This is a genomic window from Halomonas cibimaris (assembly GCF_055379665.1).
Genome location: NZ_AP043828.1, coordinates 886,270 through 897,935, shown reverse-complemented (window position 1 = coordinate 897,935; position 11,666 = coordinate 886,270). Strand labels below are relative to the sequence as shown.

Here is an 11,666-nt window from a genome sequence, read left to right as displayed (position 1 = left end):
GCGCGTCGCCCGCAGGGCGGCCCGGATTACGCTACCGCCTGTCCCGCTCCTCCCTTGTGGTTGATGGATGGCGTGAGGTGGTAGCCGTAGCCATCACCGCGCTGAATCAGGGTGCAATGCTTGTGCAAAATGCCCTGCAATGCCCCCTGTTGCGTCTGGGTGTTGAAGCGGCCGGTTTTGCGCACGGCCACACGGCCCGTATGCGTGCCGGCTTTCCTGCCGGTGGGCACGATGGCTTTCACCATGTCGCCGGTCTGAAAACCGTGTACCTGTTTTTGTTGCATCAGGTAGCCACGAGGGAAACCGTGCCGAGTCAGTCGAGTGCGTTGATAACCGCCGCGCCCGGTGGCCTTGAGGGTGTCAAACAGCGCCCAGCGGGTTGCATTGACCGCACTGGCGTCGCGTAGCGGCTGCTTGAGCTGGCGCTGTACGCGCTCAAGCCTCACCAAGGCGGTGTGGCCGTGTTGTTTCAGGCGCTTTTTTAGCCCTTTGTCGTGGGAAAAGAAGTCGCCAAGCGGTTGGTTGCCTTTGGCTTGATTACAATCGTGACACGCCAGAGCCAAATTGCTGACGCGGCTGGAACCGCCCCGGCTGCGTGGCTCAACATGCTCAACTTCCAGCGGCGTCTCGGTGGCGCCGCAGTAGGCACATGCCCGCCCCCACTTTTCCAGCAGATACGCCCGCACCATGGCCAATCCGGTCGTCTTGCTGCCCGGATCGAGCTTCAAACGCAGCGGTTGCGTGTCGCCGCCCACCCGATCCTTGAGTCGGATCGCGAACGGGTAGCGTTTATGTACCACGGCGCGACCGCGTTCCAGCAGCAATCGGGCGCGTTTTTCGCTGCACGGCATCAACGGCTGCTTGTGTTTATCCCATACGAAAACCGCCATGGCGATTTCCTCCTGATCAATGCCCTTACGGGCCCTGTGTCGCGGATCGTTCGATCCGTCTCCCCTCGGGAATGTCGATAACCGGCTCCTGCCGACGATACGCTATCAGCAGCGGTCAGAACCTTCGGCGTTTTACCTTGCGCCCGCATGATCCAGACCTTTCAGAGCAGCAGACTGAGGAAGCATCCACTGGTGAGTTTTGACGACCTGTTACCCACGTAGCGGCCATGTTGCCCGCTCTCCTTGGTCAACCGGGCCTGTTTTCACAAGCCTCTTCCCTTCAGGGAGAGGTAGTTGACTCGTTCCTTGCCGGCTATTGCCCGCGCTGTATCGCGTGTCACGTATCCTTGCGCCATATCGTGCAATCGTCACTGGGAAGTCGTGTAGCCAGGTAGGTAGGCAAGCGCTGGTTAATAAGCCGGCTTGCCGTTGAAGAACGTGAAGAAAGTAAACCGGAAAGAGAACGTTTAGTATCAGGCAGCGCCAGCGTTACCCGGCTTCCGGGCGTTAGCGGGGTAGGCTCGGCGTTCCAGGCAGCAATGCCGCGGCGGTGTTGCTTCCCCGTTGGCGTAATCAGCCAGGCATTATCGGCGCTAGCATAGGCATCTGGTGGTAGCTGTTTGAGCGCTTCATCCAGAGTCATGCCTGCCTGCCAGGGCAGCCGAGTTACGCCTTTTAGATGCCATATCTCGACCCAGGCCGGCGGTTTACAACTGCCCCACAGGGCTACTTTGGCAAGTGGTGGGTCCTGGCGCGGATGGGCGCCCAGCCAAGGTAGATCAAAACGCCCCGGCGTTCTGGCCGGCAAGCTTTTATCTTCTGCTAACCGTTGGCGCCAAACGGTTAGCCCGTCAGCGCTTGCCCCGCCGTTGTTGAGCCGCGCGCTGGTAATGAGTGTTTCCAGCTCGGCTATCAGCCGGCGTCGCTTACTGTCTACGGTGGCGGCAGTGTTATCGCGCAGCGCGAAGGCATGGCTCCAGACAATGGCTGGAGCCGACGATAAGCTATTGAGCCACCCTTCAGAAAGTTTGGTTGAACTGGTCTGCCCCAGTGCAGGCAACGGTGCCAGCGCCAGGCACATTGCCGTTGTGAAAGCGCCCAGTCGACGTTTCAGGTGTATCGCCGAAGCCGTATGCATCTTCTTCGCTGCTACCACCATGGTCGTGCGACCTCCCAACGAATGGTTGGGCCGTCGGGCCAGGCTTGCTCTTCGCCTGCCCATACGTGAAGGCTGTCCGGGGCGCGCCAAAGCGTGCCTTGGGTTGTGCGACCGTCTTGCCAGTCAAGAGTTAGCGTGCAGGGCTCCAGCTTTAGTGTCGCCAGCGGAAGCTTGCGTTGCTTTGCAGGTCCGCATGTTAATTGGCCATCCGCGCTTAGAGTTTGAATCAGTCCTTCGGTGTCTTGCCAGGTGCGAATAAGATCGAAGGAACGGGGCGATTTTTGCCGCCATGGCGGCGGCGTGTCTTTCTCGCTTTGTGGGTAACGTGTATCAAGCAGGTCTTCGCTCAGGCCTGCCGTGGCTTGTAGACCGTCGTGACGCAGGGAGATGAGACCGTGGTGACCCGTTGGCCAGAAAGTATTAGAGCCGCTGATGGCGCCCAGCACGACGAGTCCGCTGCGCTCGCCTGTGTCGATGGATAAGCTCGCAAAGGGAATGTCAGCCGCGCGACTGGTTTGGTCATCCGGCGGCGCAAAAACTTCAGCGAATACATCGGCTGTCGCCGAGGTGCGGCCGTTGACACATCCGCCTAACAGAAAAAGCATCAGCAGCCCGATAGACCACGCCGGCAGTGGCGCGATCTGTTTGGCTACATAAGAGAGCCGCCCTTGAGCGGCTTCGGATTGTAGGCCGTTTGCTGTGGCATGCGGCATGTAGGTTTCCCAGTTAAAAGGTGCCGGTGGTGCCGGTAGTTCCAGTCGTGCCGGTAGTGCCGGTGCTGCCGCCACCGTTGCCGCCGGATCCGCCGCCGTTACCGCTGGATTCGTCGTCGTCGGAACCGTTGGTTCCGGTAGTGCCAGTGGTGCCGGTTGATCCATCGCTGCTATCGTCGTCACCGCCGCCGTTACCGCCGGATTCGTCGTCGTCGGAATCGTTGGTTCCGGTAGTGCCAGTGGTGCCGGTTGATCCATCGTTGCTATCGTCGTCACCGCCGCCGTTACCGCCGGATTCGTCGTCGTCAGAATCGTTGGTTCCGGTAGTGCCAGTAGTGCCGGTTGATCCATCGTTGCTATCGTTGTCACCGCCGCCGTTACCGCCGGATTCGTCGTCGCCATCATTATTGCCGCCGCCGGAGCCATCGCCGCCGGAGCCATCGCCGCCGGAGCCATCGCCGCCGGAGCCATTGCCGCCGGAGCCATCGCCGCCAGAGCCATCGCCGCCAGAGCCACCGGGGCCTTCATCCGGGGCACCAGAAGAGCTTCCAGATCCGCCACTGGCGCTAGCGGCAACGCCGACCGCCACGGCTGCCGCTGCGGCGGCCCCCACAGTCAACGTGGTGGTGCTAACGCCCAGCGCATTTGCAAGGCCTGAAGCACCGCCGCTTTGCACTCCTGCCTGTGTCTGTGCGGCAGAGGCCGGTACGCTGGTGCTTTGGGCCATGGCCAGCGGAGCACTCAGCATTCCCATGGCTGCTAATAACGCGATCTTATTATTCATTGCTAATGTCTCCTTAAGTTCTATCGTTTGATAGAGTACTGGTACAGCGTATGAAAATGAACAAGGCAGCCGCTCAGCGCAATGCCTGCCAGCGTTTGGCAGAGTCGTTAAAGCCGCCGCAGGGTTGGCGTAGCGTCAAGTAGCCGGGTACCCGCTGGGATTCTGCCGCCGCCAGCGCCAGGTATCTGTGAGCATGGCGTCCAGCCCGCGGCTGAGCTTGCCAGTCGAATGCTTCCCGGGCAAGCGTTGGGTCCGCCCAGCACTCGGCAATATCGCCTTCTCGGCGCGGTTCAATACGGTACGGTACCGGCCGGCCGGAGGCTTTCTCGAAGGCTTTGATCATTTCCAGCACCGAATAGCCGCGCCCGGTGCCCAGGTTCCAGATACCCACGCCCCGGCGCGAGGCCAGCACCTGCATGGCGGCCAGATGACCTTCGACCAGATCCATCACGTGGATATAGTCGCGCACCCCGGTGCCGTCGGGGGTAGGGTAGTCGTTGCCAAAGACTGACAGCGCCTCGCGCCGGCCTACCGCCACCTGGGCGATAAACGGCACGTAACTATTCAGGTGGCGTCGGATGAGACTCGCCAACCCGCTGTTCCTTCAGGCATAGTACCGTCATTCGACTCCCCCACCCAGCAGGCAACATGACCATCAGCGATATCAACGTCGACGAGGCCCTCGAGCAGGTCCGTCAGCAGCTCAAGGAAGACCGCACGGTCTCTCCTTCGCTGCGCGCCGCGATCGACGTCCTGATGCTGCTGGTCAAGTTGATGTCGGACCGGCTGGCGACCAGCAGCCGCAATAGCAGCAAGCCGCCGTCACAGGACCTCAACCGCCAACGCCGCTCCCGGGCAAAGGGCGAGCGTCGCCCCGGCGGGCAACCGGGTCACGAAGGCAGGACGCTGGAGCCGGTCACCGACCCCGATGAGGTCGTGTCGTTGCGCGTCGATCGCCGCACTCTGCCCAACAAGGGGAGAGCGTATCACTCGGTCGGCGTTGAGAAGCGTCAGGTCCAGGACATCGTGATCCAGTCGGTGGTGACCGAGTACCAGGCCGAGGTGCTGGAAGATGATCGGGGCCAACGCCATGTAGCGCCGTTTCCCGACGGCGTGACCCGCCCGATCCAGTATGGCCCGCGTCTCAAGGCGCATGCCGTCTATCTCTCCCAATACCAGCTGCTGCCTTATGCGCGCATTCGGGAGCTGCTGACGTCGCAGTATGGCCTGTCACTGAGCACCGGCACCCTGTTTGCCTTCAACCAGGAGGCCTGCCGACGAGCCGAGCCCTTTGCCGAGTGGGTGATCCCGGCGCTACGTGAAGCGGCTACCGTGCATGCCGATGAAACCGGGATGCAGGTCGGTGGCAAGCGCTACTGGCTGCATTGCGCCTCGAATGAGGCCTTGACCTACCTGGCGCCTCATGCAAAGCGCGGCCAGGAGGCCATGGACGCCATCGGCATCCTGCCTTACGTCCAGGGAGTACTGGTGCATGATCATTGGAAGCCCTATTACCGCTACCACGATTGCCGGCACGCGCTGTGCAATGCCCATCACCTTCGCGAACTGACCGGCGTCCGGGACCACGACCAGCAAACCTGGGCGACGTCGCTGCATGATCGGCTGTTGGCCATGAATCGCGCCGTTGATGAGGCGGGAGGCAGCCTCCCGTCAGACGAGGCGCAGCGCTGGCGAGTTCGCTACCGGGACTGCCTGGCGGAGGGTGAGGCCGAATGTCCGCCACCGGCCAGGCCACCCCCCGGAACCCGTGGGCGCACCAGGCGCACCAAAGCGCGCAACCTGCTCGAACGCCTCCGGGCGTATGAGGATGACGTGCTGCGCTTCCTCGAGGATCCTGCCGTTCCCTTCACCAACAACCAGGGAGAGCGCGACCTGCGGATGACAAAGGTCCAGCAGAAGATCTCGGGCTGTTTCCGCTCGTGGGAGGGGGCGGAGATCTTCTGTCGGATGCGCAGTTTCCTCTCGACGGCCGTTAAACAGGGCCTGGCGGCGCACACGGCGCTGGAGCAACTGTTTGCCGGTGAGGTGCCTGCCTTCATGCGAGAGGACGAGCTGGATCAGGCGGCATGAGCTAAATAGTTACAACGGCACTAGATTGTTGGGCTTGCCGTGCGGGTCTTCGCCGATGCGTCCGCTTTCGTGCGCGCCCACCCTTAAACCGCAGGGTGCCCACACCGATCAAGGTGTGGGGTGAATGCGGCGCGGGGCGTCAGCCCCGCTGATTTTGGATGTACTGGGTCACGAGTTCGAGCGGCGCTCCCCCGCACGATCCGACGAAGTACGACCGGCTCCAGAGTACTGGCTTGTCGTAGGCACCCCGTAAATCGTTGAACTCCGCCCGCATCCGGCGGGACGTTACTGCCTTCAAGGAGTTAACCAGTTTCGTGAGCTGCACCTTGGGGCTGTACTCGACCAGCAGATGTACGTGGTCACTTTCACCATTGCATTCCCGAAGCTCGGCCTCGAAGTCAGCGCAAACTTCGCCGGCAATCTTCCGGAAGGCTGCATGGTGAAGATCGCCGAGAACCTTCCGACGGTACTTCGTCACGAAGACGATGTGGACGTGGAGCAGATAGGCGCTGTGCCTTGCTTTGTTGATCTTATACATACTGAATGTTGACCTTTGCTTAATTCGCCCATTATAGTGGCGCATAAGATACCACACGCTGAGTTCAATCATGAAGGTCTTGAAAGCCTACCGATTCAAGCTGAATCCAACGCCAGAAGCCGAGACTTTGCTTTATCGGATGGCTGGCTGCGGTCGGGTGGTCTATAACAAGTCCCTCGAACTCATGCTCGACATCGCCCAGCGGCAGCTGGGTGCCGACGGTGACAGAAAGGCATTGTACAAGCAGCTCAACGACCTCGCGCCGCGCGAGCGTATCGAGCTGGCCAAGCACTTCCCCAGCTCAGCAGGCCTGAACAAGCTGGTCACTCAGTGGAAGAGGCAGGAAGGGCTCGCGTTCCTGAAAGAAGCCTACACGGACAATCTCCAACAGCGTCAGCGAGACCTTAGGGATAAGGCCGTCAAGGACTGGTGCTCGGGGAAGCGTGGCTTCCCGGTCTTCCGGGCCAAGCGGATCGCGCACCACTCAACCATGCGCTTCGTCAATTTCCCGAAGTACTGTGCCCTCGATCACCGCCGAATCAAGCTGCCGAATAAGCTGGGATGGCTAAAGATGCGTCAATCACGCGTCATCGAGGGCGAGCCGCGTAATGCGACCGTCTCGCTCGATGCGTGTGGCAACTGGCACGTAGCTGTCATGTGCTCAGTCGAAGTCGAACCAACCCGAGCGCCCGATCAAGGTGCCGTAGGTATCGACATGGGCATCGCCAAGAACATGACGCTGAGTGACGGCACCGCATTCGCTGGGGTACGTAGCTTCGCCGCCATGCAGGGGCGGCTGGCCACGGCACAGCGTAAGCTGAAGAACAAGAAGCGCGGCTCCGCCAACTGGAAGAAGCAGCGACGGAAGGTTTCGCGTATCCACCAGCGTATCGCCGACGTGCGTCGCGACTACCAGCACAAGGCTACAACGACGATCAGCAATAACCACGCCATGGTTGCCGTTGAAGACCTTCGAGTCGCCAACATGTCCAAGTCTGCGCGGGGAACGGTTGCCCAGCCGGGGCGTAACGTTCGGCAGAAAGCTGGCCTAAATCGGTCGATTCTCGACCAAGGCTGGTACGAAATTAGACGCCAGCTAGAGTACAAGATGTCATGGACTGGCGGCCTGTTCGTAGCAGTAGCGCCTCACTACACGAGCCAGACCTGCCCAGCTTGTTTATACAAGTCGGCGGACAACCGCAAGACGCAGGCCGCCTTCCTGTGCACACACTGTGGCTTCGCTGAAAACGCGGATGTCGTAGGGGCGATAAACGTGCTTCACCGGGGCCTCGACCTTCTCGGGCCCCGAACCAGTAAGACCTGATCAGGGCGGGACGACGCCCGTAGCGCCTGTGAAGTGAGCGGGGCAGCAAAACCGCCAGCAGCAGGAACCAGTCAACTGGGCGACCGGTTGCCACCCGAAAGGGAATCCCCTTCCTGAGACGCGGAAGCGCGAAGGGCGGGGAGGATGTCAACATCAGCTTGGAAGTACCGTACGGGTTGGTAGGCTGGCCGGTGGGCAGCCCCTCGTGGATGGGCATCGGATGGCCGTCGCCGTACACCGTGGCCGAGGAGCTGAATACCAGCCGGTACACTCCGGCGGCGGCCATAGCCTGGCACAGCGTCAAGGTGCCGGCCACGTTGGCTTCCTGATACTCCCCGCCCGCCGCGCACCGCGCTTTGGGCGAGGGTTCCTGGGTCACCCCGAGAACCTTCCTGCTTCAACACGCCTTCACTAGACGGTGATGGAACCTTCAACCTCGGCACCGCGTTGCGATGCGCGCTTTTATCACCGCCCGCATGGGGCAATGCTTTACGCGCTATTTGGTAAACCCACCTTTGGTAATCTCGTAATGTGAAAGCCATGATACTATGATACATGAAATGCAAAATAACTGGAATGCAAAATTTATTTGTAAGGATTAGATGTCTAATGAAGGTAGTTGTTATTTCAAGAGTGTCAGACGTTGATAGAAGAGCGAATATTTCTTCCCTCTTGGAAGGATGTCCGTACGAATGGCAGTTTTTGGATGCCTATGAAGCCAGCTCTATTCCCGAATGGTTCGAAGCGCTCTATGATGAAAAAAAGTCAAGGCGATATCGCTCATACGCTTTAATGCCAGGTGAGAAAGGCTGTTTCTCCTCTCACGTCGGTGCATGGCTAAAGTGTGCCGAAAGCGGTAAACCGATTGTTGTACTTGAAGATGACTGTGAGTTGCGTCCCGACTTTTTCATAAAAATAAAAAAGATAAAGGACTCAGCGTTTGACTATGTAAAGTTGGAAAAAAGAAGCGATGGTCATAAGCTGGATGATAACTTTATGCTTAACAAGAAGAACCGATCGGGAACCGTTGGTTATTATCTTTCTCCGGTAGGGGCCGTCAAATTTCTGGCTGCGCTTAAAGTTATCTACATGCCAATAGATCATTATATCGGCATGGTTTGGAAGCACGGTGTTGCGCCGGTCGGATTAATTGACAAGGCAATAACGCATAATGCTGATTTTGATACAAGCATTCAGTATGAAAGGAAGAAAGGTGAGGCGGTTGGGCAAAAAAATAAGTGGCTAAGAGCTTTACGCAAGCTGCGACGCTACGTTGATGATTTCAAATATAAAAAGTTTTTGAAAAACTATATGGCTTGCTCAGTGCGCCGGAGATAACGCTCAAAAACCTTAAGCGCGATCAGCCGTTCGTGCCGGGGCCGGAAGAACTCGGCAATATAGCGGTTGGCGTTGCGAATAATGGCCCGGGCCTTTTCGGGATGGGTCAGGTAGTAGTCAATTTGCGCTTCTAAGTCAGAGAAGTCGTCTTTGACTTCAACGTAGTGATAGCCCGGCACTAGCGCGCCTTCCATGAACCAGGTTTCAAAAATCGGTCGTTTCATGAAACACAGCGAGTTCGATGCCATGATCCACTTGAGGTTGGTGGCAACGTCGTTGCCCTCGATGCTGAAGATGAACTTGTGCTCCAGCTGCTGTTCGATGGGCATGAATGGCCGTTGGTAAGGGGCCGTTTCTGATTTGCTGTCGGTGGCGCCGATGTCGCAGCGCGGCGCGCCGTAGCACTGTTCAAGAAAGCGCCTGCGGTGGGGCTGGTGCGCAGCACCTCGCCATACCAGCGCGTCTTTTTTATCGGCGTAGCTCTGCGTGTCCTTCACGGTATAAAAGTGGCGCACGCTGTCGAGCTTGAGCAGCACCGAGTTGGCGTTATTGCCATGAATAGGCCGGCTTTTGACGAAGGTGGGCACCTCGGGCACGCAGGTCTTGTCGCCAAAGCGGTAGTGGTAGGCGGCCTTGGGCGAGAAGTATTTGGCGATGCGGTAAAAATCCAGGTGATAGGTGGATTTTTGCGCGCGGAGAGCGAAGGTACGGTTGCAGGTTGCGCCTTCGCCCAGCGGCGTCGAGGCATCCAGCCGGTTGTAATAGGCCACCCGCGCCATGATGGCCTCCTGCTCGGCGGCGGGCAGGGCGTCAAAGGCGGCGAGCAAGGCTCGGCGACGCCGCCGGAACAGGCCCCGCGGGGGCACAGCTCCCAGCAGACCGGCGGTATAAAACGTCAGCTTGTGCGCCTGGTAGGCGTGTTTTCCGCTCAACATGGGAACACCGGTTATGCAGCAGGGGATGGCGCCAGGGGGCGATAGAGAGCCAGATAGGCATCGGCCATGGCTTCGGGAGAATAGCGGATCAGCTGCGCGCCGGCGTTTTGCGCCAGCCTTTGGCGCAGCGCCGGGGCGCGCAGCCGGGTCAGCTGGCCGGCCAGAGTTTCGCCGTCGCCGGGGGGAAACAGCAGCCCGGTTTCGCCGTCGCGGACGATATCCGGTATGCCGCCGACCTCGCTTGCCACCACGGGAACGCCGGCGTGCATGGCGTCCAGCAGTACCGAGCCCAGCCCTTCATTGCGCGAAGGAAAGGCAAACACGTCCAGCGCTGCCAGGTAGTCGCCGACGTTGGGTCTGAATCCGGCCCAGACGATGTTATCCAGCCCGGTACTTTCTGCTTTTAGCGCGGCTTCGTCTTCTCCACGGCCGAAAAAAACGAACAGCATATCAGGGTGGGTGTGCTGTAGCCGGCGGGCGGCGTCGAGCAGTACGCGCTGGCCCTTGTGGCGATCCACCAGCGCGCCGGCGTGGCCGATCAGCAAGCATTCAGGGTAGCGCGCGCGAAAGGAGCGGGTGACGTCGAGATCCGGCGCCAGCGGGGTAAACGCGCTGGGGATCTGCTCGACCGGGTGCGGGGTAAGCGGCCGTACCTCGGCGGCAATCGCGCCGGAAAGCGCCACGCAGCGGTAGGCCTCGCGATAGAATATGCGATTGCTGCGCTTGGGCTTGACCGGCGTATCTACCCGCCGCGTGATCAGGTAGGGCGTGCGACACAGTCGGCGATGCAGCCAGGCCCAGTGCACGGCCTTGGCCTCATGGGCGTGCACCACGGTAGCGCGCCCGGCCCGGCGGTGGCCGGCCAGCTGATGGCGAGCGCTGACAAAGCGCACGCCGGGGGTCCGGGCAAGTGATGCGCGCAGCGGGGAATCCGGCCGGCATACCAGCGTTTGGCGTGCCACGTCGGCGCGGCCGGCAAGCGCCTGAATTAACAGTACGGTTTGCCGCTCGCCGCCGCGAAAACCGCGAGCCAGGTTGGCGTGAATGATGTGCAAGGCCGCCTCGCTGAAACATTTTGGGATCGAAAGCGGCTATAGTAGCATTCGCTTCCTATTTCGACAGGATGTTTGCCATGCTGGCCAAGCTCAGCGCTGTGATCATTACGCGTAACGCAGCAGCGACGCTTGCGCGCACGCTGGACGCGCTTGACGCCGTCGGTGAAGTGGTGGTTTACGATAACGGCTCCACCGACGACACCCTTGAGATCGCTCGGCGCTATGCCAACGTTTCACTCTACCAGGGCGAATTTCTAGGCTTTGGGCCTACCAAGCGCCGAGCGGTCTTGCTTGCGCGCAACGACTGGGTGTTCTCGCTGGACGCCGACGAGGCCCCGACGGCTTCGCTGCTTGATGCGCTGGCCGGCTGGCTGCCCGAAGCCGAGGTGCACCAGGTGGTAGAGGTGCGGCGGGAAAACTGGCTGCTGGGCCGGCCTGTGCGCCATGCCGGCTGGGGCAACGATTGGCTGGTGCGGGTGTTCAACCGCTGCCGGCACAGCTTTAACGAGGCCATGGTGCATGAGTCGGTGGCGGTATCTTCCGCCACCCGGGCGGTGCGTCTGGAAGGCTGTCTGACGCATCTGGCCGTCACCGAACTTGGCCAGTTTCTGGACAAGATCAACCGCTATTCCGGCATTCGTGCACGCTCGGACAGGCTGCGGGTTTACCCGGTGGTGGTGATCGTGCTGAAAGCGTTTTTTGCCTTTTGGCGCACCTACCTGCTGCAGCGGGGCTTTCTCGACGGCTGGCGCGGGCTGGTGATCGCCGTGGCCAACGCCAACGGCGTATTCTGGAAATACATGAAACGCCGCGTCCGCAATCTCTAACCGCGCTCTGGA

The 11,666-nt window shown here is 60.2% G+C and carries 12 protein-coding genes and 1 pseudogene; 4 read left to right on the top strand and 9 right to left on the bottom strand.

The window, feature by feature from the left end; all coding sequences use genetic code 11:
• Nucleotides 1–26: 26 nt before the first annotated feature.
• From ACZ415_RS04125 to ACZ415_RS04105, 5 genes are all read right to left on the bottom strand, one after another.
• On the bottom strand, nt 27–890 hold the full coding sequence (locus ACZ415_RS04125) for an RRXRR domain-containing protein (protein ID WP_344702486.1): 864 nt from the start codon (nt 888–890) through the stop codon (nt 27–29).
• A gap of 337 nt (nt 891–1,227) precedes the next feature.
• Nucleotides 1,228–2,049, bottom strand: coding sequence for a capsule biosynthesis GfcC family protein (locus ACZ415_RS04120; protein ID WP_344702485.1), 822 nt, complete (start codon nt 2,047–2,049; stop codon nt 1,228–1,230).
• Nucleotides 2,040–2,762, bottom strand: coding sequence for a hypothetical protein (locus ACZ415_RS04115; protein WP_344702484.1), 723 nt, complete (start codon nt 2,760–2,762; stop codon nt 2,040–2,042). The genes ACZ415_RS04120 and ACZ415_RS04115 overlap by 10 nt, the downstream gene beginning before the upstream one ends.
• Nucleotides 2,763–2,775: 13 nt before the next feature.
• Entirely contained in the window at nt 2,776–3,546 is a 771-nt protein-coding gene (locus ACZ415_RS04110) for a hypothetical protein (RefSeq protein ID WP_344702483.1), read from the bottom strand.
• Between the two features lie 73 nt (nt 3,547–3,619).
• Nucleotides 3,620–4,138 (bottom strand): GDP-mannose 4,6-dehydratase, encoded by a 519-nt coding sequence (locus tag ACZ415_RS04105; protein ID WP_344702482.1) that lies wholly within the window; start codon nt 4,136–4,138, stop codon nt 3,620–3,622.
• Nucleotides 4,139–4,194: 56 nt separating this feature from the next.
• On the opposite strand from ACZ415_RS04105, the gene tnpC reads away from it, so the two are divergent.
• Nucleotides 4,195–5,637, top strand: a complete 1,443-nt coding sequence (gene tnpC / locus ACZ415_RS04100; RefSeq protein ID WP_464387731.1) for an IS66 family transposase — start codon at nt 4,195–4,197, stop codon at nt 5,635–5,637.
• Between the two features lie 139 nt (nt 5,638–5,776).
• Here tnpC and tnpA read toward each other — a convergent pair whose 3' ends face one another.
• A complete protein-coding gene (gene tnpA / locus ACZ415_RS04095; protein WP_344703678.1) occupies nt 5,777–6,175 on the bottom strand; it encodes an IS200/IS605 family transposase in 399 nt (132 codons plus the stop codon).
• Nucleotides 6,176–6,245: 70 nt separating this feature from the next.
• On the opposite strand from tnpA, the gene ACZ415_RS04090 reads away from it, so the two are divergent.
• Complete coding sequence (locus tag ACZ415_RS04090) at nt 6,246–7,499, top strand: RNA-guided endonuclease InsQ/TnpB family protein (RefSeq protein ID WP_344703680.1); 1,254 nt, start codon at nt 6,246–6,248, stop codon at nt 7,497–7,499.
• A 205-nt stretch (nt 7,500–7,704) separates the two neighbouring features.
• On the opposite strand, the pseudogene ACZ415_RS04085 reads toward ACZ415_RS04090, so the two are convergent.
• Nucleotides 7,705–7,815: pseudogene (locus tag ACZ415_RS04085) on the bottom strand (NAD-dependent epimerase/dehydratase family protein); the annotation flags it as partial.
• A 293-nt stretch (nt 7,816–8,108) separates the two neighbouring features.
• On the opposite strand from ACZ415_RS04085, the gene ACZ415_RS04080 reads away from it, so the two are divergent.
• Entirely contained in the window at nt 8,109–8,837 is a 729-nt protein-coding gene (locus ACZ415_RS04080; protein WP_344703682.1) for a glycosyltransferase family 25 protein, read from the top strand.
• Here the strand turns inward: ACZ415_RS04080 and ACZ415_RS04075 are convergent.
• Together ACZ415_RS04075 and ACZ415_RS04070 are read right to left on the bottom strand one after the other, a co-directional pair.
• The gene (locus ACZ415_RS04075; RefSeq protein ID WP_344703684.1) at nt 8,807–9,772 is read right to left on the bottom strand and encodes a glycosyl transferase family 90; all 966 of its coding nucleotides are present in this window, start codon (nt 9,770–9,772) and stop codon (nt 8,807–8,809) included. The genes ACZ415_RS04080 and ACZ415_RS04075 overlap by 31 nt on opposite strands.
• Before the next feature lie 11 nt (nt 9,773–9,783).
• On the bottom strand, nt 9,784–10,827 hold the full coding sequence (locus tag ACZ415_RS04070; RefSeq protein ID WP_344703686.1) for a glycosyltransferase family 4 protein: 1,044 nt from the start codon (nt 10,825–10,827) through the stop codon (nt 9,784–9,786).
• Between the two features lie 77 nt (nt 10,828–10,904).
• Between ACZ415_RS04070 and ACZ415_RS04065 the strand changes: the two genes are divergently transcribed.
• On the top strand, nt 10,905–11,654 hold the full coding sequence (locus ACZ415_RS04065; RefSeq protein ID WP_344703688.1) for a glycosyltransferase family 2 protein: 750 nt from the start codon (nt 10,905–10,907) through the stop codon (nt 11,652–11,654).
• The last annotated feature ends 12 nt before the right edge of the window (nt 11,655–11,666 follow it).

Bases quoted from the DNA above. Each gene is read 5' to 3' on its own strand.
- ACZ415_RS04125 (WP_344702486.1), bottom strand. From the start codon at position 890: ATGGCGGTTTTCGTATGGGATAAACACAAGCAGCCGTTGATGCCGTGC.
- ACZ415_RS04120 (WP_344702485.1), bottom strand. From the start codon at position 2,049: ATGGTGGTAGCAGCGAAGAAGATGCATACGGCTTCGGCGATACACCTG.
- ACZ415_RS04115 (WP_344702484.1), bottom strand. From the start codon at position 2,762: ATGCCGCATGCCACAGCAAACGGCCTACAATCCGAAGCCGCTCAAGGG.
- ACZ415_RS04110 (WP_344702483.1), bottom strand. From the start codon at position 3,546: ATGAATAATAAGATCGCGTTATTAGCAGCCATGGGAATGCTGAGTGCT.
- tnpC (WP_464387731.1), top strand. From the start codon at position 4,195: ATGACCATCAGCGATATCAACGTCGACGAGGCCCTCGAGCAGGTCCGT.
- tnpA (WP_344703678.1), bottom strand. From the start codon at position 6,175: ATGTATAAGATCAACAAAGCAAGGCACAGCGCCTATCTGCTCCACGTC.
- ACZ415_RS04090 (WP_344703680.1), top strand. From the start codon at position 6,246: ATGAAGGTCTTGAAAGCCTACCGATTCAAGCTGAATCCAACGCCAGAA.
- ACZ415_RS04080 (WP_344703682.1), top strand. From the start codon at position 8,109: ATGAAGGTAGTTGTTATTTCAAGAGTGTCAGACGTTGATAGAAGAGCG.
- ACZ415_RS04075 (WP_344703684.1), bottom strand. From the start codon at position 9,772: ATGTTGAGCGGAAAACACGCCTACCAGGCGCACAAGCTGACGTTTTAT.
- ACZ415_RS04065 (WP_344703688.1), top strand. From the start codon at position 10,905: ATGCTGGCCAAGCTCAGCGCTGTGATCATTACGCGTAACGCAGCAGCG.